General features: G+C 60.2%; 16 protein-coding genes. 8 read left to right on the top strand and 8 right to left on the bottom strand.

Annotated elements, in window-relative coordinates; translation table 11 throughout:
* Positions 1-85 precede the first annotated feature (85 nt).
* From B2A78_RS16540 to B2A78_RS16530, 3 genes are all read left to right on the top strand, one after another.
* Positions 86-3,226 (top strand): CusA/CzcA family heavy metal efflux RND transporter, encoded by a 3,141-nt coding sequence (locus B2A78_RS16540; protein WP_077731117.1) that lies wholly within the window; start codon positions 86-88, stop codon positions 3,224-3,226.
* 139 nt (positions 3,227-3,365) lie between these two features.
* The gene (locus B2A78_RS16535; protein ID WP_205780810.1) at positions 3,366-3,602 is read left to right on the top strand and encodes a cation transporter; all 237 of its coding nucleotides are present in this window, start codon (positions 3,366-3,368) and stop codon (positions 3,600-3,602) included.
* 136 nt (positions 3,603-3,738) lie between these two features.
* Positions 3,739-4,710, top strand: coding sequence for a beta-propeller fold lactonase family protein (locus tag B2A78_RS16530; protein ID WP_077731115.1), 972 nt, complete (start codon positions 3,739-3,741; stop codon positions 4,708-4,710).
* Between the two features lie 869 nt (positions 4,711-5,579).
* Here the strand turns inward: B2A78_RS16530 and B2A78_RS16525 are convergent.
* Both B2A78_RS16525 and B2A78_RS16520 read right to left on the bottom strand, forming a co-directional pair.
* The gene (locus B2A78_RS16525; protein WP_077731114.1) at positions 5,580-7,583 is read right to left on the bottom strand and encodes a hypothetical protein; all 2,004 of its coding nucleotides are present in this window, start codon (positions 7,581-7,583) and stop codon (positions 5,580-5,582) included.
* Positions 7,584-7,683: 100 nt separating this feature from the next.
* Positions 7,684-9,360 carry an autotransporter outer membrane beta-barrel domain-containing protein gene (locus tag B2A78_RS16520; protein WP_143735200.1) on the bottom strand — a complete coding sequence of 559 codons (1,677 nt, stop codon included), beginning with the start codon at positions 9,358-9,360 and terminating at the stop codon, positions 7,684-7,686.
* 242 nt (positions 9,361-9,602) lie between these two features.
* Between B2A78_RS16520 and B2A78_RS16515 the strand changes: the two genes are divergently transcribed.
* On the top strand, positions 9,603-10,721 hold the full coding sequence (locus B2A78_RS16515; protein WP_077731112.1) for an alpha/beta fold hydrolase: 1,119 nt from the start codon (positions 9,603-9,605) through the stop codon (positions 10,719-10,721).
* Positions 10,722-11,156: 435 nt separating this feature from the next.
* Here B2A78_RS16515 and B2A78_RS16510 read toward each other — a convergent pair whose 3' ends face one another.
* Positions 11,157-12,221 carry an aromatic ring-hydroxylating dioxygenase subunit alpha gene (locus tag B2A78_RS16510; RefSeq protein WP_077731111.1) on the bottom strand — a complete coding sequence of 355 codons (1,065 nt, stop codon included), beginning with the start codon at positions 12,219-12,221 and terminating at the stop codon, positions 11,157-11,159.
* A gap of 278 nt (positions 12,222-12,499) precedes the next feature.
* On the opposite strand from B2A78_RS16510, the gene B2A78_RS16505 reads away from it, so the two are divergent.
* The 3 genes from B2A78_RS16505 (at position 12,500) to B2A78_RS16495 (ending at position 17,094) form a co-directional block, all read left to right on the top strand.
* Positions 12,500-15,196: an AMP-binding protein gene (locus B2A78_RS16505; RefSeq protein ID WP_168175460.1), complete on the top strand. Its 2,697-nt coding sequence runs from the start codon at positions 12,500-12,502 to the stop codon at positions 15,194-15,196.
* A 173-nt stretch (positions 15,197-15,369) separates the two neighbouring features.
* Positions 15,370-15,699 carry a hypothetical protein gene (locus B2A78_RS26380; protein WP_205780809.1) on the top strand — a complete coding sequence of 110 codons (330 nt, stop codon included), beginning with the start codon at positions 15,370-15,372 and terminating at the stop codon, positions 15,697-15,699.
* 9 nt (positions 15,700-15,708) lie between these two features.
* Positions 15,709-17,094, top strand: a complete 1,386-nt coding sequence (locus B2A78_RS16495) for an MBL fold metallo-hydrolase (RefSeq protein ID WP_077731109.1) — start codon at positions 15,709-15,711, stop codon at positions 17,092-17,094.
* Positions 17,095-17,657: 563 nt separating this feature from the next.
* Here the strand turns inward: B2A78_RS16495 and B2A78_RS16490 are convergent.
* The 5 genes from B2A78_RS16490 to B2A78_RS16470 form a co-directional block, all read right to left on the bottom strand.
* On the bottom strand, positions 17,658-18,107 hold the full coding sequence (locus B2A78_RS16490; protein WP_077731108.1) for a CBS domain-containing protein: 450 nt from the start codon (positions 18,105-18,107) through the stop codon (positions 17,658-17,660).
* Between the two features lie 132 nt (positions 18,108-18,239).
* Entirely contained in the window at positions 18,240-18,566 is a 327-nt protein-coding gene (locus B2A78_RS16485; RefSeq protein ID WP_077731107.1) for a hypothetical protein, read from the bottom strand.
* A 739-nt stretch (positions 18,567-19,305) separates the two neighbouring features.
* Positions 19,306-19,617 (bottom strand): RNA-binding protein, encoded by a 312-nt coding sequence (locus tag B2A78_RS16480; protein WP_077731106.1) that lies wholly within the window; start codon positions 19,615-19,617, stop codon positions 19,306-19,308.
* A gap of 29 nt (positions 19,618-19,646) precedes the next feature.
* Complete coding sequence (locus tag B2A78_RS16475; RefSeq protein ID WP_077731105.1) at positions 19,647-19,952, bottom strand: hypothetical protein; 306 nt, start codon at positions 19,950-19,952, stop codon at positions 19,647-19,649.
* A 35-nt stretch (positions 19,953-19,987) separates the two neighbouring features.
* Entirely contained in the window at positions 19,988-21,241 is a 1,254-nt protein-coding gene (locus B2A78_RS16470; protein WP_077731104.1) for a DEAD/DEAH box helicase, read from the bottom strand.
* 739 nt (positions 21,242-21,980) lie between these two features.
* Here B2A78_RS16470 and B2A78_RS16465 point away from each other — a divergent pair.
* Positions 21,981-23,405 (top strand): UDP-N-acetylglucosamine-peptide N-acetylglucosaminyltransferase, encoded by a 1,425-nt coding sequence (locus B2A78_RS16465; RefSeq protein ID WP_077731103.1) that lies wholly within the window; start codon positions 21,981-21,983, stop codon positions 23,403-23,405.
* The last annotated feature ends 459 nt before the right edge of the window (positions 23,406-23,864 follow it).

Here is a 23,864-nt window from a genome sequence, read left to right as displayed (position 1 = left end):
TATCTCCTGTTGATCGCGGGATGATTGTTGGTAAAGAGAACCGAACTCACCCCCCTTTGAAAAAGGGGGGCTAGGGGGGATTTCCATGGTCGAAAACATCATCGAGTTCTGCGCCAAAAACCGCTTCATCGTGTTCCTGCTGGTGTTCGGCCTGGCCTCGGCGGGTTTTTGGAGTTTAAAGAACACCCCGATCGATGCCCTGCCGGACCTGTCCGATACCCAAGTCATCGTCTATGCCAAATGGCCGGGACGTTCGCCGGACCTGGTGGAAGACCAGATTACCTATCCCATCGTAACCGCCTTGATCTCGGCGCCCAATGTCACCGTAGTGCGCGGCTTTTCGGACTTCGGCTATTCCTACGTTTACGTGCTGTTCAAGGACGGCACCGACATTTATTGGGCCCGTTCGCGCGTCCTGGAATACATGAGCCAGTTGGCCGGACGGTTGCCCGAGGGGGTGACGCCTCAGCTTGGGCCGGACGCCACGGCGGTGGGCTGGGTATTTCAGTACGCCCTCGTCGACGAGACCGGACAGCAGGACCTCGCGAGTTTACGCTCCTTCCAGGACTGGTATCTCCGGTATTGGCTGGCCAGCGTGGACGGGGTGGCGGAGGTGGCGAGCGTGGGCGGATTCGTGCGCCAATACCAGATCAACCTGGATCCGACCAAACTGCTGGGTTACCGGCTATCGGTATCGGACATTGTGGACAAGGTGCGGATGAGCAATTTGGACGTGGGCGGTCGGGTGGTGGAACTTTCCGGCGCCGAATACATGGTGCGCGGCCGCGGCTATATTAAATCCGTTGCGGATATCGAGAGTATCGCGGTGGGGGTGAATCCCGGCGGAACACCGATCTTGCTGCGGGATGTCGCGACGGTGACGCTCGGGCCGGACATGCGGCGGGGTCTGGTGGAACTCGACGGTCGGGGCGAAGTGGTGGGCGGCGTCGTGATCATGCGCTACGGCGAAGACGCCCCCAAGGTCATCGACCGCATCAAGGCGAAACTCGAGCAAATCGAGCCTTCGCTGCCACCGGGCGTCAAGATCGTGACGGTTTACGACCGCAGCGACCTGATCCGGCAGTCCATCGCCACGGCCACCGAGAATCTGATCGAGGAACTGATCGTCGTCAGCGTCCTGATCGCAGGCTTCCTGCTTCACTTCCGCTCGGCCCTGATCCCCATCATCACCCTGCCGCTCGCTGTGCTTATCGCCTTCATCCCCATTTATTTTATGGGGCTCGGCCTGAACATCATGTCCATCGGCGGCATCATCGTCGCCATCGGCGATATGGTGGACGCCGCCATCGTGATGGTCGACAACGCCCATAAGCGCCTGGAGGAATGGGACCGGGGCGGTCGACGGGGCAGCCGAGAGCGGGTGCTCATCGATTCCGCCAAGGAAGTGGGCCCCGCGATTTTCGCATCGCTCCTGGTCATTGCCGTGGCGTTCATGCCGGTGTTCACCCTGGAGGCCCAGGAAGGCCGGCTGTTCAAACCATTGGCCTGGACCAAGAACCTGTCCATCGCCATGAGCGCGGTGCTGGCGGTGACCTTGATTCCGGCCCTGCTGTCGCTCCTGATCCGGGGGCGCATCCGGCCCGAGGCGCGCCATCCGGTGAGCCGTCTTTTGCAGCGGGCCTATGCGCCGCTGCTCAGGCTCGCGCTGCACTACCGCGTGCCCCTCATGGTCTTGTCCGTTTTGCTCGTCGTCAGCATCATTCCGGTCTATCAGCGGATGGGCTCGGAGTTCATGCCCCCCCTCTATGAGGGCACCATCCTGTACATGCCCACCACCTTGCCCGGCATTTCGGTGACGGAAGCCGGCAAGCTCCTGCAGCAAATGGACCGGAAGCTCATGGGCTTCCCCGAGGTGGCGCACGTGTTCGGCAAAGCCGGGCGCGCCGAAACCTCCACCGACCCGGCGCCGTTTTCCATGATGGAGGTGATCGTCGAACTCAAGCCCAAAGAAGAGTGGCGGCCGGGAATCACTTATGACCGTCTGGTCGATGAGATGGATCGGACCCTGCAGTTTCCGGGCGTCACCAATGCCTGGACCATGCCGATCAAGGCACGCGTCGACATGCTGACCACCGGCGTGCGCACGCCGGTGGGGATCAAGATCTTCGGCCCCGACCTGAACCGAATCGAGGCGATCGGCAAATCGATCGAAATGATCGCGAAAGAGGTGCCGGGTACCCGAAGCGTCTATGCCGAACGGGTTTCCGGCGGTTATTTCCTGGATTTCGCCATCAATCGCGAGGAGATCGCCCGCTACGGTCTTTCCGTGATGGACGTGAACCGATACATTGAATCGGCCATCGGCGGGGAGAACATCGACATCACCATCGAAGGCCGGGAGCGCTATCCCATTAACGTACGTTATCTCCGGGAGCTTCGGGACGACCCGGACAAGCTAAGGCGGGTGCTGGTCGATACGCCCAGCGGCGCCCAAGTGCCGCTGGCGCAGCTGGCCTCCCTGCGCATGGTCAGCGGTCCGGCCATGATCCGGGACGAGGACGGCATGCTGTCGGGCTACGTCTACGTGGATATGGCCGAACGGGACGTGGGCGGTTATGTTGAGGAGCTCAAACGGCGCGTGGCGGAGAACATCGAGCTGCCGCCCGGCTATACCCTCACCTGGTCGGGGCAGTACGAATTCATGGCGCGCGTCAAGGAACGGCTCAAGCTTTTCATTCCCTTGACTATCGCCATCATCTTCGTGCTGTATTACTTCACCTTCCGCTCCGTCACAAAGACCCTCATGGTCATGCTGGGCGTCCCTTTGTCCTTGGTTGGCGGAATCTGGTACCTGGCCTTGCTCGGCTACAACATGAGCATCGCGGTCTGGGTGGGGCTGATCGCCCTGGCGGGCGTTGCCGCCGAGACCAGCGCGGTGATGCTGGCTTATCTCGACGAGGCGGTCAAACGGCGCCAGGCAGCGGGTCGACTGAAGTCCCTCGAGGATCTCACGGAGACGGTATTTTCCGGGGCGGTGGAACGCATCCGCCCCATGGCTATGGCCGGGGGCGCCAACATCATAGGGCTCATTCCCGTCATGCTGGCCAGCGGTACCGGTGCGGATGTGATGAAGCGTCTGGCAGCCCCCATGATCGGCGGCGTCGGTTCCGCCATGCTGCTCACACTGTTCGTCATCCCGGCCGTTTACTTGATTTGGCGCTGGCACAAGGATGTCAAATACCAAGTGCCGGACCAAGGGCCATGAAGCTTTCCGGCCCGGTAAGCCGTCGAAGTCTCCTAGGTTAGGATTAGGCATCGCTTAAACGATGGACGCATGCTGCACTGAAAAAGCCGGTGCGCTTGAGCTACTCCGCGGGCGCCAAGCCAAGACCCTCCGGATCGTCTTGGCTCTGAACGCGATGATGTTCATCGTCGAACTTGTTTCCGGCCTGATCGCCGGCTCGGTCGCTCTCCTCGCCGACGCCCTCGATATGCTGGGCGATGCGTTGGTCTATGGCTTCAGTCTCTACGACGGCATTGTGAAGTATTACGAATCGACGCTTTTATCTTCCGCCGTTTCCTCTCTTCCTCCGATTGAGAAACAACGGATAAAAATTCCGGCTTGGCGGATCAGATCATGAAACCTAGCCCCTAAGAATGAATATCTCCCGTTTCATTATCTTTTGAGTGAGCTGCGGTCAAACCCCGCATGAAGGCATGAGCGGCCCGAAATGACGGCTGCCGATTCCCACATATGAACTAGGAGAGGAGATCGATATGAAGCATTCCCAAGTTCTCGGCATCGTGCTGTGCTATGTCCTAGGAGTCGTTAACGTGTTGAGCGCGGCCGAATCCAAGGCGGCCGGCGGCAAAGTTTACGCTACCGCCTGGTTCGGGGGTGAAGTTGGGGTCGTTGATTTGAACACCGGCAAAACGATTCGGACGGTCAAGGTCGGTGTCCATGACCACAATGTTTTTTTGAGCCCGGATCAAAAAACGGCCTGGGTTACCAATAATAACGACGGTACGGTTTCCATCATCGACACGGCTACGGATCAAGTGAGCCGGACATTCCGGGTCGGTAACGGCCCTCGCCACACCTTCATCAGTTCCGACGGCAAGGAAGCTTACGTCACCACCGAGTTCGATGACGCCGTCGCGGTGATCGATCCCGGAACCTATGCTCCGCTGGCCACCATCAAGGTCGGCCGCATGCCGCACTTCGCGCTCATAGCGGGCGACCGGGTGTTTGTCAGCAATTTCGGCAGCGGCGACGTGTCGGTTATCGACAGGACCAACCGGAACGTAATGGGCACCATACCGGTCGGGCTCGGCCCTTTGGGGGCCGGTTTCGCCAAGGACACTCAGCGCGTTTATATCGCCTGTCATGCCGCCAACCATGTTGCCGTTATCGACGGCAACAGTCTCCAGGTCATTACCCGTATCCCCACGGATGCGGGGCCGGTGCAGGTGACGGTAACGCCCGATCAGAAACATGCTTACGTGGCCAACGACGGCGCCGGCACCGTGCAGAAGATCGACCTGGCCAACAATGCGATCGTCAAGACCGTCGCGATTGCGCCGAATGCCGGCACCCATGGCATCGGCTTTGCGGCCGATGGAAAACTGCTGCTCTTGACCAATACGGGAAATAACACGATCTCCGTGATCGACGCCACGAAGGATCGTATCACCAAGACCATCAAAGTCGGCACGGCACCGGAAGGCATCGCTTTCAAGCGCCCTTGAGCAGGAGCTGAAAGAGTTCCGATAGCTGGTTCGGGCTAGTAGGCCATTGCCGAATTCGGGATTGGTGGCCTCGATCCGCCGGGTTCAGCCATGTTTCATCCGGGCTGCTTGCCCATCGTGGCGCAAGTACGTTCGGGTAGACCACTCGATGCGGCTTCCGGACCGCTTTGGGTTTAGAGCAGTTTCCATTCGTATGTAGGGATTGATTGCAAATGGCCTTAGAGCGTTTTCATCGCGCTCGTACGGCAAAACCAGCTTGGCGGACGTCGTTGGCGCCTTCGGCTCGGGTGAATGGATTCAAGCATTCGTAGGTCGGCAATCCTTTCCCAATCGCAAACGGTCGCTTTAGTCGCGACCCTTCCGACGAAGACGCTCGGCCGGGACGTGGCGTCGGGAAAGGATTCCCGACCTACGGGGGGATGCACGGTCGTAGGTCGGCAATCCCTTGCCGACGAAGACGCTCGGCCGGAGCATGGCGTCGGGAAAGGATTCCCGACCTACGCGCGAGTGCCCGTACAGTAGATATGAAAATGCTCTAAGTACATTCCGCAAATATTTGCGGAATCTCGACAGATTGGCTAGATTGGCATGGTTGTCGTGCAGGTTGCCTATGCCGCAAGACTTCCCTGAATGTGCTTAGTGTGGGAGCGGGCTTTAGCCCGCGATAATCGCTCGATCGCGGGCTAAAGCCCGCTCCCACAAGCCGTAAACCAATCCGACAGCCGCTCTAAGTGTAAGAAATTGGACGCGAGGCCAAATAGAACCGGGATAATGTGCCGGACCAATCGGCCTGGAGCCGATTTGCACGCGAAGCGCGGCCTACAAAAAGCGTGGTGTGCTACTGCGGTGAAAAAGCGCTCCAACGCTCGTTAGGGCAGCACGGCCGGCTCGTCGTCCAGCGAGAGCAGAAACGCCATCAGGTCGTCCTGGTCTCGCAGGGTATAGCCGCCTTCTTTATCCACCCAAACCTCATGGCCGCTGCCGTCCACATTGGCTTTTGGGAGGCGCGGATCGGCTCGGTTGGCCGCGACGACAGATGCGCGCAAATCCCGGTCGAGCAACGCCCGCAAACTATTGCGAGGGTCTGGGGCCATACCGCGAAAGAGAAAGCTCATGCCGAGTTGGTCGGTCTTGGCGACGACCATGCGGTCGCCCTCGCGGCGAAATGCCTCGGGTCCCGCGGCGACGCCGCCGTCGTGCAGATAAGGCGCGCTGACCCGAAGGCCGACGAGCTTGGGCACTTTATAACCGCCGGCGGGATTGCCCTGGGCATAGGCCAATCGCTGATCTTCCTCCGGAGTGATATCGGTCGGCACGGGCAGCATCTCGGGATTCGGCGGCAGGGGCACCGGCACGTCGGCGGGATAGGTCTTTGGCGGTACGAAGCTCCACCAGAATGCGGCCAGCGCCTTGGCGCGCGACGGGTGCGTGCCGAGGGTCGGCTGAGGAAGGACGCGATTGTTGGTGAAGTTTGGAGCGCTATGGCAGTTGATACAGCCAGCCTTCGAAAATAGTCGTGCGCCGCGCCGTATCGCCTCCTTATCGTCGGATGGACTGGGCGGCGGCGACAAGGTGTTCTGCCAGGCCGACATGCCGTTGAGTTGAGCGGCCACGGGCATTCCCGGCGTGTTGGGCATCAGACCGTCCAAAATGAAAATCGAGCCTTTCGGATAGCCCGGCATGGTAACGGCCTGATTCATTCCGGGCGTTCCCGGCGTCGGATCGATGCGCTTGAAGAACAGCGAGGGCTGTTCGCCTTCGGACAATCGGAAGTCCTCGTTCGCGGAGCGTTGCAGGATGACACCCAGATAGGTTTCCTTGTCGATGCCCAGCAAGGACTCGCTAGAATCCGCGCCGGTGGTCATGTCCGAATTGGTGCCGTGGACATTGGCGTTCAGCGTGGTCAGCCCATGGAACCAGCCGGTCGAGGCGAAACCGCTCCAACCGTAGGGCCAGGCGCCGAAGGTGTAGGATGTCGGAATCTGAGTCGGATTGTTTTGAAGATCGCCGGTGGAATCGAAGTTGCCGGGCGGCCATGCCAGCAGGGCAGCGTCCACGGCGTCCTCGACCGCCCGCGGGTCGGGCAGACGGGCGTTTCGGTCGTCGGTCTTGAGATAAATATGATCGCCGGGGGGCAGGCGCATCGGGTTGACGTCGGTCTGGCGAAAGAAGGCGGCCGAATTGGTGGCGAAAGCCAGTAACAAGCCGGGATTCACATCCGCATTCGGCGCGCCTTCGATGATGGCGCCGGTGGATGGATCGACCGTCGCGTGACACGCGGCGCAGGTCATGCCGACCCGGATCTGTCCCTGCTGCAGAAAAACCCGCATGCCGAGCGGAATGAGTCCGCCCGCCGGCACATCCAGGCCGGTATTGACCCACGTGCCCCGCCTGAAGGTCCGCCCTCCGATCGTTACGTCGCGGTCCAGCTGAACCTGGAGGTTGGTGGTCGGCTCTCCGCCCAGCGCCATCGTGGCCTTTGCCAGTTTCCACAGGTTGATTGGCCCGTCGATGACGCCGACGACATCCGTCAAGAAGACTTCGTTGCCGTAAGTCTCCTCGTAGAAGGCCCGACGCCCGAGCTCCAACAACTCACGGGTGATCTCCACGGCTCCATTCGCCGGCGCGAGGTTGCGTTTTCCGTCGGCCGTCTGCAGGAGTCTGGCCGCCTCGGCTTTGCCGACGGTTCGGCCCAATACGTCGTAGGAGCCGATTTCCTGCGGAGTCGCGCTGGCTTTCGGGGTTAGCGTTTGGCTCGTCTCCGGTGTACCGGGAATGGCCAGATCCGCGAAAAAGAAGACATAGACCAGGCCATCGCTGATGAAGAGCGCGGAAAGCAGCATAACGAGCCAAACTTCTGGTCGTAATCGCATAGAAACCATCCTTGGCTGGGTCTGCCTGATTTAGATTTTAGATTCGAGGCCGCAGCATCTACTCCGTATCGCGGAGAACGCCGTGAATTTACTTATACCATCAAAAGTCCCATCTTACGCCGCCTTCCAGGGTATGGTTGGTGGCGCCGCTGATGATCAGGCTGGTGTAGTTCACGAATGCCGAAACCGAGTTGGGCATCACAAACTGTGCGCCAAAGCCCACGTTGGCCCAATTGCGTATGGGATCGGGCGTCACGAATGACGTCGCGAACCCGCCGCGCCCGAGGGTGTTCGTGATAGCTTGACTGCTGTTGCGGTATTCGTGGACCCACTCTCCGAAAACGCGGGGCAGAACCACGCCATACGGGGTGCTCCAGACGTAGTTGAGCTCGGTTCCCACGGTGGTGGTTACCGAATCCCGATATTGCTTCCCCATGGTGATTCCGACGCCGCTGTCGCTTCGTTCGCGGAACCGGTTGATTTCGGTCGAAATCCCCGCCGCCTGGACGTACGGGATGACGCTCAAGCCGCCCCAATTGAAGTTATATCCCGCCCCCAATGCGGCGCTGTACTCGTCGCCGGTGTAGTTCGCCTCGTAGTTCACGCCGAACGACCGGCGTTCCGACCGGTTGTCGTGAAGGGCATAGCCGATGGTCAAGTCGACATAGGCGTTCTCGAAGGGGACGAAGGTCAGGAATGGCGTAAACCGGAAGCTATCGGCCCTAAAAGTGCCTAGCCCCTGAACCAAGTCCGAACTGGTGCTGACATAGTTGAACAGCAGGCCCGTCCGTAGCCAATCGGTCACCTGGTAATCGGGACCGACGGTTACCGTGCGTCGATTGATGGCATAGCCGGGCAAGGATTGGCGCGTGTTGACGTCGCCGAAGCTTCCGCCGGCGGAAAAGAACAGTCCGAGGTTGCCCAGCATCAGATACTGGTCGCCGCTCGCCCCGCCGTTCGTGCCCTGAATCTCTTCATCGGCTTTTTGTTGCGCCATACGCATTCCGCGCATCAGGTTGAGGCTGCGGGCCATTTCGGACGTCGGACGGTTGAACTGGAAATCCACGAAATTCAGCTGATTGATCTGCTGCGCGGCGGGCAGGGCGCCTTGCGCCGCGCCGAACAGACAGTGATAAATCGCCAGGGCCGAATCGTAGCTGCCGCCCAGTCCGGTGCTGCCGCAGAACAGCGAATCCACCGCGCCGTTGTAGCTCACGCTGTTCCCGGTGATCTGCGAACGTATGGCATCAAACGAGGAAAACCGGTACAGCGCGCCATTGCTCGGGACGTTTCCCAAATTTGCCGCGAGGGCATCGTAGGTGTTGATGTAGTCGCTCATCGATTGAGCGCTGTCGAAGGAAACGATGGAGCCATCCGGACGGATGAACTGCATGGGCGACAGGCCCACTTCCGGGGCGATTCCCGCGCTCTCGGCGAACGACTGGAACGCCTCGACGTCTACCGACCACATGTGCAACTGGTTCAGGCCGGCGGGAGAGAAGACGTCCGCCGTGCCTTCCACCGGCCGCATAACGGGCACATAGCTGGCGAAATCGTAACCGAACTGTTCCTCGGGCGTTGCCGGCACGAACGAAGTCGTCTCTAAGGTCTCCGCTTGCGAGACATTGCCGGCGACCAAGGTGAGCGCGGAGCACATCAGCGCGATCCGACCGCCGGGAAATCTCGATATGGACAGAATCCGGCCGCTATAGCCGGGGCGGCAAAAGTCATTAAGAACCCGTAACGGCGGACGGATTGGGACGTTGGCAATGCTCACGAGCTTGTGCTCCTCTTATTGGTTTAATTGTTCGATAAGCCCTCCATGAACGGATGAGATTCCTATGCGCCCGTGGCCGGTGTTGAGCGAACCATGAGCCCCCCATTTGGATCTTGAGTCAGCCGCAAATTTAAGCACAAAACTTCGTTTCGGGTCTGCCGACGATTTCGGCCGATCTCGGGGAGTTTTCGTGAAGTGTCCGGGTCGATATCGGGAAGGGGCGATTCTTTAGGTTGTTGTCCATGGACGATGATGTGACGGATGATTTTGCGACCCGTCAGGGGTTCTATCCGAATCTGGACACGTGGTTATTCGAACCGATCGATCGGTTCCGCCGCGATCTCGGCCTGTGGTTCGATCTGACCGGCTTCGGGCGGGAGGAGACGCCGTTCCGGACAGTGATGTCCGCGCCCGGTCTCACGCTCAGACGCTATGGTCCCGAACCCGAGCCCGAGCCCGAGGCCGGGCCGGTCCTGCTGATCGTTCCGGCACCGATCAAGCGCGCCTACATTTGGGACCTGGTGCCCTGGGCCAGCGTGGTCCGGCGCGGACTGGAGAGCGGCCTGTCGGTTTATCTGGTGTGCTGGGAGCGTCCCGGCCGTATCGGCCAATCCTTCGGTCTGGCCGACTATGCCGACCGTCTGATTCTCGACAGTGTCAGGGCCATCGGAAAAGAACGAGGAAACGGGCCGGTTTTCCTGGCCGGGCATTCGTTGGGGGGAACCTTGGCCACTTTTTTTGCGGCCTTGCATCCGGAGTGCGTCAAAGGATTGATTCTTTTGGGTGCTCCGCTGCATTTCGGGCGGGATGTGGGACTGATCGACCGCTGGATCGCCACGGCTCCGCCGGCGCAATACTTGACCGTGGTCGTAGCCCCTGTGGCCGGTTCGCTGCTTAGCGGGTGCTCGTTCCTCGCGGATCCTTTGACCTTCGGTTGGCGCCGCTTATTGAACGGGTTTCGAAGCCTCGGCGACCCGCAGGCTCAGCGAACCTATCTGGCCGTGGAGCGTTGGGCATGCGACGAAATGTCCATGGCACCGGCGCTTTTCGAGGAAATCGTCGAGTGGCTGTATCGCGAGGACCGTTTCATGCGGGGGAATCTTTCGATCAACGGCCATAAAGTAGCCCCGCGGCTCGTCGAGGCTCCGGTTCTCAGCGCCGTGGACCCGAACTGCCGTATCGTCCCGCCTCAAGCGGTGTTGCCTTTCCATCGCGCGGTGCGGAGCCGGGATACCACGGTGCTCTGGTATGGCGGGGATGTCGGCGTTTCGCTCCAGCACGTCGGCATGCTGGTAGGGCAGGAGGCCCACCGCAGCCTGTGGCCGGAAATCATGCGTTGGGTTCATGCCCGCGCGCGCTGATCCCGTTCGGAAGCGAACCGAATGTTGCTGCCTGGTTATCCCTTTACGAACAATTACCTACGGAGTCGGGCGTATATCGGAAAGCGTCAGAGTCGGGTTTAATAAACTTCACTTCCATGCAGACGGTGCATGTGAGCCCGAAACAAGAAGGTTTCGGTTGGGACTGTGGGATGCTGCGAAGGGACAGCGGAACTCGCCGGGAAAAGCATCCCAATAGTCGACGGACAAGGCTATAACTGGATCGCCAAGGCACGGCTTCTGCGTTCACGGGACGGTGATCGCAACGGACAAGGATGTCCGGATCCAGTTTCCTCTTCTCATGTCGGTTTCCGCCAAGACCGCGGATTGCAGGAATCAGGGCGAAAATCCGGGGAACACCCTACCGCGAGCCTTTGCCCGAGCTTTGATTCGATACTGCGCCGATGGTTCAGCCTCTCAACCGCATTCATCCGGTTTCGGGGCGATTCCCCTGGATATCAGCAACTCCCGAACGGCGAGCGTGACGGGATAGACTTCCTGGTTTCGATCTCTCCCCAGTTCGTCATAAGCCCGCTGTTCCGCTTCCACCGCCATGCGGTCCTCGGCGAACACCGCTTCCGCAAAATGGCGGAGGAGCGGCCATAGCACATGAATCAAGCCGGGAATCCGGGGTTTCCGGATCATCAGAATGCCGAAGCTTTGATTGGTTTTTTGGTCCGGGTCTTTCGGCACGTAGACGCACCACAAACCGACGCTCGGAAATTCGGAGTCGCGCCCCGCGATCGTTAGGGTTTGGTAGGGATACTCGGTCCGGATGGTCATGACGTCGTATTCCTTTTCCGCGTGGTCGCCGCCGAACGAGAGAAGATCGGACCCTGAATGCCGGCGCCCGCCCAGATGATGGAAGTGATACCTCGCTTCGACCCATCCGTCGCCCCTGGCTGTGCCGAGCAGCTCCGGTCTGATCTTGCCCATCAACCGCCGATGCAGGAATTGATGATTCATATCCATCAGGTTCTCGTGCATGAACGAATAATGACAATCGACCTGCCGGGAAAAGCACATGGGCTTGTAATCGGGGGAATCGCGAAGCGCAATCTCGGGCAGCGGAACCTGGTCCGCCAAATCCGGATGGCCCGGAAACACGAAGATCGCTCCATAGGCCTCTCGGCAGGGATAGGAGCGAACGCCGGGCGGCGGTACGGTATCGGGTCCGGCGTAAGGAATCGCCGAGATCCGCCCGTGTTGGTCATATCGCCAGGCGTGGTATCCGCATTGAAGATGGTCGCCGCAGACAACCCCCAGGCTAAGCGGAAACTGGCGATGGGCGCAGCGGTCTTCCAAGGCGAATATCTTGCCCGATTGGGTCCGGGCGATGGCGATAGGCCGGCCGGCGAATACGGCTCCGAGAACCTTGGCTTTTCCGACTTGATGCGCCCAGGCGAGCGGATACCAATAGTCGGGATTGATTCTCACCTTGCGCAGATCCGGTATGGTTTGGGAATTTCTGAACTGGCTCATCGTGCACCGTGATTCCTTTCAGGATGAACTGGAGCGATCGCTGGCTGTAAAAAGCCACAACTTTAGGACTGTTTTACGGCCGCTTCGTTCGGGCATTCGGCGGGGCCACTTTCCATGACGGCACGAAACGTTCGAGACGAGCGTAACAGAGTCGGGACATGCCGGCGCCGAGATGTCGACGGTCGCTACCGGCACGATTTTCCGAGGTTTCTCGAATCACGGCAACGGGAACGTACCCGCGGCCTGGTTTTTCTAAGGATTACCGGGCAGTTTGCCCGATGAGGGACGGAGCCGTGGCGATAGACACCTTGCAGCAATTGATCCGGGCGCTCGAAGGGCAGGGCGGCAAGCCGGCGATTGTGGCGTTTCTGAAAAAACGCACCGAAACCTGGTCTTACGGGAAGCTCGCCCGCTCCGTGCAGCGCTTGGGGGCCGGGCTAGTCGAATCGGGGTTGCGGCCGGGCGATGCCGTGGGCCTTTTTGCGCCCAATAGTCCGGAATGGGTGGTGGCCTGTCTCGGCTCGATCGCGGCGGGGATCGTGCCGGTTCTGATCGATGCCCAGATGGGCGACGAGGACCTCCGGCACGTGCTGGCCGACAGCGGGGTCGGCTGGTTGTTCACCACGCGCCGTCAGCTCCAGCGCCTCGATCGCTTAGGTCTCAAACGCGATCTCCGTCCGATCCTGCTGGATGCGGAACGGGGTGACGAGTTCGATTGGCGGCGCCATTGCTCCGATGCGGAAAAGCCGGGTACTCCGGCCGCACCGGAGGACATCGCCGTGCTTTTCTACACCTCCGGGACGACCGGTCCACCGAAAGGGGTGCCGCTCAGCCATCGGAACCTCGCAAGCAATCTCCAGGCCATACTCGATCTTCACGTGGTCGGAGAACAGGAACGCTTTCTGCTGCCGCTGCCTCTGCATCACGTCTATCCCTTCACCATAGGCTTGCTGACGCCGCTTGCCGCAGGAGTTCCCTTCATCTTTCCGCTGTCGCTGACCGGGCCCGAACTGTTGCGGGCGCTCAGGGAAGGGAAGGCCACATTCCTGGTCGGGGTTCCGCGCATGTACGAGGCGCTGTTCGGGGCGATCGAAACCCAAGTCCGGCAGCACGGAATTTTGGCGGACAAGCTGTTTCATCTCGGCCTGGATCTCGCGAGCGCGCTGCGCCGGCATTCGGACCTTACCATCGGCCGCGGGTTATTCCTTTCGCTGCACCGTCAGTTCGCCCCGGATCTGCGCATGATGCTGTGCGGCGGCGCGATGCTCGCGCCGGACCTGGCGTTCAAGCTGGTCGGCCTGGGTTTTGACATGGCAACGGGTTACGGCCTGACCGAAACCTCGCCGGTGCTGACGTTCAACGTGCCCGGCCGGAGCCGTCTCGATACCGCCGGGACGCCGCTGCCCGGCGTCGAAATCCGCATCGCGGAACCCGAGCCTCCGGCCGAACACGGCGAGGTGCTGGCCAGAGGCACCAACGTCTTCTCGGGCTACCGAAATCTGCCCGACAAGACACGGGAGGCGTTCACCCCCGACGGTTTTTTCCGTACCGGCGATCTCGGCTATTTGGACGGCGGATACCTGCGCCTCGTCGGGCGCGCCTCGGAAATGATCGTGCTGCCCGGCGGCGAAAACATCCGCCCCGAGTACGTCGAGGAGATTCTGGGCCAGGGCCCGCGCATCAAGGAAGTCGCCGTGCTGGAGAAAAAGGGCCGGCTGGTGGCCCTGATCGTGCCGGCACCGGCCGCGACCCGCGAGGGCGGGGACCTCGAAGCGCTGATCCGCAAGGACGTCGAGGCGCAGTCCGGTCGATTGCCCTCGCACAATCGAATCGGCGATTACGTCATCACGCCGGACCCGCTGCCCCGGACGCACCTCGGCAAGCTTAGGCGGCATGAGCTCGACGAAATTTACGAGAAGGCCAAACAGAAGGGAAAGGCGGCGGCCGGGGAAACGGGTCCCTTGCCCTTCGAACGGATGGCGCCCGAAGACCAGCAATTGCTGGAGGCACCGAACGCCCGCCAAATCTGGCAATGGCTGGCCGAGCGCTTTCCCGACGTGCGGCTGATGCCGGATACGAATCTCCAGCTCGATCTGGGCGTGGATTCGCTCGAATGGCTGACGCTGACCCTCGAAATGGGCGCGGCCACCGGGGTCGATCTCGACGAGGAAACCATCAGCCGCGTGCAAACCGTCCGCGATCTGTTGCGGGAAGGCGCCGAAGCGGGCGGCGGCCTGGCGGGCGAAGTCAAGGACCCGTTGGCCCGGCTGTCTCAGCCGGAAGCCTTGGTGGGCGCGGACCAACGCGCCTGGGTCGAGCCGCCGGGAACCTGGTCGAGCGCTCTGGGCGTTCTTTTGTTCGGCTTCGACCGCTGGCTGATGGAACGGGCGTTCGACGTCAAGGCCAAAGGACAGGAGCACCTGCCGAAGAATGGGCCGTTCATTCTGGCGCCGAACCATGTCAGCTATCTCGACCCCATGGCCATTGCCGCGGTCCTGCCGCGGGACCAGCTCCCGAGAACCTGTTGGGCGGGTTATACCGGGGTCATGTTTCGGAACGCGTTGATGCGGCAGGCCAGCCGTTCGACCGGCACGCTGCCTGTCGATCCCCGGCGGGGTCCTTTAGCCAGTCTCGCCCTGGCCGTATTGGTGCTCAAGCGGGGCAACAATCTGGTGTGGTTCGCCGAGAGCGGCCGTTCCGAAAGCGGAAAGCTCCGGCCGTTCGAGACCGGGATCGGTCTGCTGCTCCGGGCGGCGCGCGTGCCGGCCGTCCCGGTCTGGATCGGCGGAAGTTACATGGCGCTGCCGGTGGGGAGCTGGGTGCCACGTTTCCGGCCGATCGAGGTCCGCTTCGGTCCGCCGGCGACGGCGGACGAGCTGGAGCGGGAGGGCCGGGGCGAGCGTCCGGAGCAGCGCATCGCCGCAGCGCTGCATGACCGCGTCGCGCGGCTGGGTTCGGACGCAAGCGCCGGTTGAACGGGACGATGTGTCGTGGCTCGGGATAGGGGAGTCGCGAATGATGCGCTTCACTTCGTTCAGCACATCCTATGAGCTAGGCACTGATGGAAGCGCCGGTTGAATGGGCCGGGATGTTGCGGCTCGGGATTGCCGACCTACTCGGCTCGGCATAGGGCAGTGGAGAAAGGCTTATGGCCAAGGTCATGAACGTGGAGAAGCAGATCTGGGATGTCGAGGGATTCGCGGTGCGTATTCTCCACCTGGACGGGCGGGACGTGCGCGGCGACCGCATGGGCCTGCCGCCGTATCCCTTCGAATCGCCGGCGAAGAACGACCTGAGCGTGGAGAAATGGAAGGCGACGCGTTTCCGCCAGACCTATCCGGGCTTTCAGGTGGAAGTTGTCGATTCGGACGGCGCGGCGGTACACGGCAATACCCGGCTCGGAACCGTCCGCGATACGTATTTGGACGAGGAATGGCCGGCCGTCTCGCCATCGGAAGAACAGGCTCACGCCGATTAGGAGGCAATCATGTTTCTGGAAACGATCAAGTCGGAAGGGCTTTCCCATTTGTCCTATATGCTGGGCGACGAGAGCGCCGGCGTTTGCGCCGTCGTCGACCCGCGCCGAGACATCCAAATCTATTTGGAAATCGCCAAGGACTGCGACGTTCGTATCAGCCACATCCTGGAAACCCATGTCCACGAAGATTTCGTATCGGGCAGCCGGGAGCTCGCGGCACAGACCGGCGCGACGATTTACGCGGGCGAATCGAACGAACGCACCTTTGACCACGAAGCCGTCAAGGACGGCGATACGATACGGATAGGAAATCTCTCATTGCAGGCGCTTCACACGCCGGGGCATACGCCCGAACATGTGTGTTACCGAGTAAGCGGCGGCAAGGGCGCCGAGGCGCCCTGGGGAGTCTTTACCGGCGATACGCTGTTCTGCGGGGATATCGGCCGTACCGATCTGCTCGGGAAGGAAGAGGCCGACGGAATGACCCGCCGACTCTATCACTCGCTCTTCGATAAGCTCCTCCCGCTGGGCGACGAGTTGACGATCTACCCGGCACACGGCAAAGGATCGCCGTGCGGCGGCAATATCGGCGACCGGCTGATCAGCACGCTGGGTTACGAGCGGCGGCATAATCCCAAGCTTCTAGCCGATAACGAGGACGAGTTCGTGAAGAACCAGCTTGGCTCGCTGCAACCTGCGCCGTTCTATTACGCTCATCTCAAGGACGTGAATACCCACGGGCCTCGGGTGCTGGCCTGCGTGCCGCCGATTCCGATGCTCGAGCCGCACGTGTTCCAAATCGAGATGGGCAAGCCCGACACGGTGGTCCTCGATACCCGCGAAATCGAAGCCTTCGGCGGGGGGCATATCCAGGGTGCATTGAACATCGCCTTGCGCGAGGAGTTTCCGACGTGGGCCGGCTGGACGCTTAGGCCTAACCAGCGGATTTTGTTGGTTCTGGCGGAAGAGGACGATCTCGAAACGGTTCAGCGTCACCTGCTGCGCATCGGATTCGAGAAAATCGATGGCTATCTGGGCAAAGGCATGCGCGGCTGGTTCGAAGCGGGCTTGCCTTTCGATCGTATGCCGGAAATGAGCGTACACCAGTTGAAAGGACGGATAGACAGCGGCAGGAGCGATCTCCAGGTCCTGGATGTGCGAAGCCCTGCCGAGTGGAACCAGGGCCATATTCCGGGCGCTCTGCATCTCTATGCGCCTTTTTTGCCGGACCATCTCCACTCCTTCGATCGCACCAAACCGATCGTCACTTATTGCGGGAGCGGTTATCGGTCGAGCATCGCGGCGAGTCTGCTGAAACGCGGCGGATTCAAGGAGGTATACAACATTCCGGGAAGCATGAAGGCGTGGAAGGCGGCGGGTTATCGGCTGGAATGAGTATTCTTTTCGGAAACCGGCTAGGCGGCAACAGTTCCGGCGATAACCCGCGGCGGCAAAGGTCGTTGCATTGCTTATCTTTAGGACAGGAACAAATCCGTTATCTCGAGCTAGAGCGTTTTTCACCGCGGTTTAGGGGTGACGATTGAGAAAATTCGTAGGTCGGCAATCCTTTGCCGACACACGGGATCGGTGAGGGGCGTTCTCGGAAGGGTCGCGACAAAAAGCGACCGTTTGCGATTGGGAAAGGATTGCCGACCTACTGCACCTTGAAGGTTCTAATTCAAACCGCCATGCGATTCGATAACATCCGATTCTTGCGCTATGGATTTCCACATACTCACTCGTCGGGACGGGATAATCATCCCGTCCGCAACGTTTGTGAAGGTATATACCCGTATGCGTCAACGCCAATCGAATGGTGCTGGAGCAGTTTGGTTTTCACTTCGCCATAAGCCAAAAAGCGAACGGCGGAGATGATGCCGTCCCATTTAACGCTTCCGGGGTATGCTGGAGAATGAATTGATCCATTGCCATCAGGGCTTGCTGCCTGGCGGCAAGCCCTAAGCCATGGCAGGTTCCGCGGTAGATTTTGGCTGAGAGACTTCCTTGAGCACTTCCGCCGTCTGCTGGGTCGGGGCACGCCGGGCGATATCCGCCTGGGAAACCATTCCGCAGCAGCGCCCGCTTCGATCGGCTACCGGCACACGCCGGATTCGATGTTCTTCCATCACCTTGCAGCAGTCTTCCAGCGAAGTTTCGGGTGTAACCGTGACGCACGGGGTGGACATGCATTCCCGTGCGGTCATGTCCATTGGATTCTTGCCCTGAGCCAAGCTGCGGCAGACGATATCGCGATCGGTGACGACGCCGACCAGCCGCATCGATTCCTCGTTCTCGACGACCGGTATCTCGCCGCAGTCGTGCCGTACCATCAGTCGTGCGATAGCTTCCAAATGGGTGTCCGGGGTACAGCAGACCGGGTTGGGGGTCATGATTTCTCTTACTTCCATGGGGTTTCCCTCCGTTCTCGGATTTTCATCATGCTGACGATCAAGAACCGCCTGCTTGCGGTCCGTAACAGTGGGACAGGGCGAGCCGACGAAGGTTCGGCACGCGTCGGCAGTTTGGGAGCGATCGGCCCCTCACGAGTGAAAGGGTTTTGAGGCGCGTCTCCGGCGCCCGACGGCCTCTTCCAATTGCTCGGGCGAGGACGGTTCGGCGCCGTTCGAGCATTCGGCATTCATCGGTGGGTTGAACGGAGCAGACCTGGAGCGGGAAGCGGAGCCGAAATGATAATGACGAGGGGGCGTGATCAGCGGATTTCTACCCTGCAATCTTTCGACGAGACCTAGGAGACGGTTAAGTCTGGCGCGGTTTCCCTGAGGATCGAGATAGATCATGTCGGCTGCATCCAATAAGCGTTGAATCAATTCCGGATGGTGGCACAGGCGATATTTTCTAGTCGCCATCGTTTCCCTCTGATTTCAAGATCTCATGTAAAAAACTGGCACCTAGTCTCTAGGTGCCGTCGATATTCGGAATTTCGGCTAGAAGGAGACCCACTCTGGTCGGAGGGGCTAGGAAAAGTTAAGGAAGCTCTGAACAAGTGGATTCCGTTCATGCCCTTCGACTTGGCTCAGGACAGGCCTGTCGAAGGACTTAATCAGAGCTTCCTTAACCTCTGCGGGGCTCCGACTTTCCGCCGAAGAACACTTGTGTGAGGAAGGTTCCCACGCCGGCATATTCGGGATAGCGACCGCGCCATGGGGGCTGCACCGGATGGTCAACCGTCACTGTCGATCTAGGCGTGAACCAACAGTAACACTTTCAATTTGAAATGAATTTGACATCAGTCACGAAATCTCCGTTTGACCGCCGCCATTAGAGGAGATCTACGTAAGAGCTCGCACGTATTTTTTTCGGCCGAAGCTCGGCGCTTAAATAAATCGCACTCGAAAGGGCGGTAGGGAAGCGGCATTCGAGCACAGAAATAGGGATGTCGCGTCGCCCCCCAGGAAGGGATAGGCCGACATCCCGCTAATTCATGTTACCACTGGCAACTGACCCGGCTAGCGGAAAAGCGAAGGGTTAAGGTTTTTATATTTCGATGGCAAAAAAGGCCGGCGGCGCGATGGCGCAGATCGGCCTTTTTTATGCGTTGATCTTTGTCGGCCGGGATAACGGCCGGCTTCCAGGCCGAAGCGGTTTTTAGTACCGGCGTCCACCCCCGAAACCACCGCGACCACCGCCAAAGCCGCCGCCGGATCTTTCCTCTCGCGGACGCGCTTCGTTGACGGTCAGACTGCGCCCGTCGACATCTTTGCCGTTCAGGGCGGAAATGGCGGCCTGAGCCTCTTGGTCGTTGCTCATTTCAACGAATCCGAAGCCTTTGGAGCGGCCGGTGTCGCGGTCCATGATGACATTCGCGGAGTCCACCGCGCCGTGCGTGGCGAACATCTCTTCGAGATCGCGGCTGCTCACGGTGTAGCTCAGATTGCCGACGTACAATTTCTTGCTCATAAAAAACTCCTAAAAGGAAAAATAAAAAATCAAAAGGATGGCTGCCGATACGGTCGATCAGCCGTTAAACGACGCCTTTTGCCGCCGCTTCGCCCACGGGGACGCTCTTCGCTGATACGAAGACAGTTGCCGCGCTGGGCGTACCTTTTCAGGACACTGATCGCGGCGCGGGCCTCGCGGCCCTTGATTCCAACGAGGCCGAAACCGGGGCAGCGGCCGCCGGAAGTGAGCCTTGCCAGTTCCATAGCCCGCACTCGGCGGTGCTGGCCGAACAAACCGGTGAATTCGTTTTCGGTGAAGTCGGACGGCGAATCGCCGGCATAGATTCCCTGCATCAATCGGTCTCCTCTCGGTAGCGCTCAGCGAGGTATCAAAGTGCGCGGCGAGGCGGGTTTGCAGTGCGATGGCGCGTATTCGCGCGGGCATTTGGACGCGGCATGGGCTTCGGCGGCGTGCGCGGAACCGCCGGCTCTGTCGTCATGGTCGACAGGATTTCTTCCGGCACCGGGTGGGCGGGCAATCGCCGACCGAGCAGGCGCTCGATGTCCCGCAACTGCGGAGCCTCATCCCTGCATACGAGCGAAACCGCGGCGCCGTCCGCGCCCGCACGGCCGGTACGGCCAATGCGGTGCACGTAATCCTCGGGAACGTGCGGGAGTTCGTAGTTGACCACATGGGGAAGCTGCTGAATGTCCAGGCCGCGGGCGGCGATGTCGGTGGCCACCAGAATCTGCACGCGGTCCGCCTTGAAATCGGCCAGAGCCTGGGTCCTCGCGGACTGGCTCTTGTTGCCGTGAATCACCGCGACGCGAAAACCATCCCGGTCGAGCTGCTCCGCCAACTTGTTGGCGCCGTGCTTGGTTCGAGTGAAGACCAGGGTCTGACCCCAGCGCCCGCTGGTGAGAAGATGAGCGAGCAATACCTGCTTTCCCGTCTTCGGCACGTGATAGATCGACTGACTGACCATCTCGGCCGGCGCATTGCGCGGTGCCACCTCGATGCTCAGAGGCTGATGCAGGAGCCTCGCCGCAAGCGTGCGGATGTCATCGGAGAAAGTTGCGGAAAACAAGAGGTTCTGGCGGACTTTCGGCAGTAATCCCAGGATACGCCTGATGTCATGGATGAACCCCATGTCGAGCATGCGGTCGGCCTCGTCCAGCACGAGATACTCGATTCCGGCGAGGTTTGCGTGTTGCTGAGCTATGAGGTCCAGCAGACGTCCGGGGGTAGCGATCAGAAGATCGGCGCCCCGGCGCAGAGCGGCCACCTGCGGCTGAAACCCTACGCCGCCGAAAATTACCGCCGTCCGGATCCCGGTGTATCGGCCATAGATGCGCACGCTTTCGCTGACCTGCGCGGCCAATTCGCGGGTAGGCACCAGAACCAGCGCTCTAGGGGAGCGGTCCGGCCGATGATGGGTTCCGCTGCTTTCGGTCAAACGCTGCAGCAAAGGCAGGGTGAAGGCGGCAGTCTTGCCGGTTCCGGTTTGGGCCGCGGCGAGCAAGTCCCGGCCGTCGAGTACGGCGGGAATCGCCTGGGCTTGAATAGGCGTGGGGGCCGCATAGCCTTGTTCGGCCACGGCGCGCAAAAGGGCCTTGGAAAGCCCCAGAGAAGTAAAAGCCATTATCTTTTTTTCCTGGCTCTGGCCTGCCGCGTGAAACGCACGGCACCGGTTGAGCGTGAGCGATTGGGTTGATGTGACCACAGGGTCGTCCGAAACGGACGCACCGCGTGCGGTTTGCAGGAGGAGGCGGGATTAACAGGTGCCTCGCGGCATGGACTGAGTGGGAAATTCCGTATCCTCGTGGCGAAGACCGGTCTTCAGCCGCGACAAACTAGCGTCAGGATACGCGCATTCTTCGGAATAACCTAATTAAATTTATTTCGCCCGTCTTCTGGACATTTCTCCGCCGAAAGCGCACTGTTCTAAGACCAAGGACAATTCGTACAGGAATGCTAGGGATCATTCGGAATGCCTTGGGCAAGCCTCCTCGGGCAGGCTGATGGCGAACCAAACTTCAGAGGTCGAGATGCTATCCACGAGTTCAACACCCTGCGATTCTTCTCTCACGGCCAGCAACTTCCAACAAACCTGCGGGTTTTGCGGCTGCGTGTTCCGTGTGGAAATCACGTGGCGAATATCCTATTCATATTCCTCCAAGGCCCTTCAGGACACACAAACTTATTCCTGCCCGGAGTGCCGGAGGGATTCCCAAATCAAAACGTCTACGGAGCCGCGTGTGAGCTTGATTTCAAGACGCACCGATGGCCGCAAGGGTCCCTGTCCGCTTAAATAAGGAGCTCAGCGCAAGACCGATGTATCTTTCGGCGGGTATCGGCGCCGGTTCCAGAGTGAAAACCCCATGAAGTTCTACGACTTGAGCCGACGCATGTGCGAGTGGGAGCGTCTCGACGAATGGCGCGGAAAGATACGAGCCATCCTCGCGAAAAGCGAGACAGGGATGATTTCGCCGTTTCACTTGCTGTCCCTGCCCGGCATGAGCGCGGGCGAGCAGCGCGCGTGTGCCGATCTCTGGATGAAGACGCGCATCGAGGCGTCCGCTGCGGAGCGGGCCGCTCTGGCGTTTACGTTCCGCTCGGCGGCGAGGCCGAAAATACGTTTGGGGTACCTGTCCTGCGATTTTCACGAGCATGCCACGTCGCTGCTGCTGGTGGAGTTGCTCGAATCCCACGACCGGGAGCGCTTCGAGGTATTCGCCTATTCATACGGCCCGGACGACGGCAAGGGCATGCGGGAGCGCCTCAAGAAAAGCTTCGACCGATTCGTCGACATCCAGACTTTGTCCACGTCCGAGGCCGCCCAGGCGATTCATCAGGACGAAGTGGACATTCTCATCGATCTCAAGGGCTATACCCAGGCTACCCGCACCGCCATTCTTACCTTCCGCCCGGCGCCCATCCAGGTGAATTACCTGGGGTATCCCGGAACCTTGGGCGGCGAATTCTGCGACTACATCATCACCGATCCGTTTCTGACGCCGCCCGGCAGCGCGGACGACTACAGCGAAGCCTTCGCGTACCTGCCCAACACCTATCAGCCTCACGGCCGCCAAAGCCCGATAGGGGTTCGGCCCACGCGCGCCGAGGCCGGATTGGCAGAACAGGGATTCGTGTTTTGCTGTTTCAACCAGGCTTACAAAATAACGCCGGACGTTTTCGACATCTGGTGCAGGCTGCTTGCCGACGTGCCCGGAAGCGTGCTCTGGCTGCTTAAGAGCACACTGGCGGAAGGCAATCTCAGAAATGAAGCCTATCAACGCGGGATCTCGCCGGATAGGCTCGTTTTTGCGGATGACAAGCCGCAGGTCGAACACCTGGGCCGCCTGGGGCTCGCTGACCTGGTGCTGGACACGCTGCCCTACAATGCGCACACGACGGCCAGCGACGCACTGTGGGCCGGCGTCCCCCTGGTGACCTGCGCGGGCGAAACCTTTCCTTCGCGGGTGGCGGGGAGTCTCTTGCACGCGATCGGTTTGCCCGAGCTGATCGCCGACGATCTCGAAAGTTACTACGACCTGGCGTTCGACCTGGCCACCCGCCCGGAGCATCTATCCCGAATCAAACACAAACTTGCCGCGAATCGGCTTAGCGCGCCGCTGTTCGATATCCGGGCTTATACGCGCCATCTGGAAGGCTTGTTCGAAGCGATGTGGCAGCGGTATCGCGATGGCGAGACGCCGGCGCTCATAGGGGAGACAACCGATTGGCATGGCTGGTCATTCCGGCCTCACGGAGAGACGACGCCGTCGGAATGCGAAAGGGCGTGAAGCTCACGCAATATTCCACTTAAATTTCTCAAGAAGTATGTTCATGAAAAAGCAAGAGAAAACCTATCTTCAGTCTTCCAAGTACCGATGTCCTTTGTGCAAGCAAATGGTTTTGTCATCCGACTACCTATTCTTGCGTCGGCGGTCCGCAAGCGGTGCCTGGACCATCGTCGAGTGTTGCCGGAAGTGCAAGGATTCCGGTTGTTAGGAGGTTTCGGCATCTGAAACGGGGCGGCGTGAAACGGATCAGGCTTTTATCGTTTGCCTTGCGGTCCTTTCGTGTCGGTAGGCGTCGGTCTTTCGCTTAAGGAAAACTAAAGCAAATAACCAAAGCCCGATGCCTCCGCCGTCCCTCTTCAATGCTTTCCGCCGGGTACGCGATAACGTCGATTTTCCGGCTTTCGGATTCTTTTCTGAAGCGACAAAATAAGCTCGGAGACAGTCGCAGACTGTCCGAGG

It is taken from the genome of Methylocaldum sp. 14B, assembly GCF_002005105.1.
Taxonomy (GTDB): domain Bacteria; phylum Pseudomonadota; class Gammaproteobacteria; order Methylococcales; family Methylococcaceae; genus Methylocaldum.
This window is presented reverse-complemented; position numbering and strand designations above follow the sequence as displayed.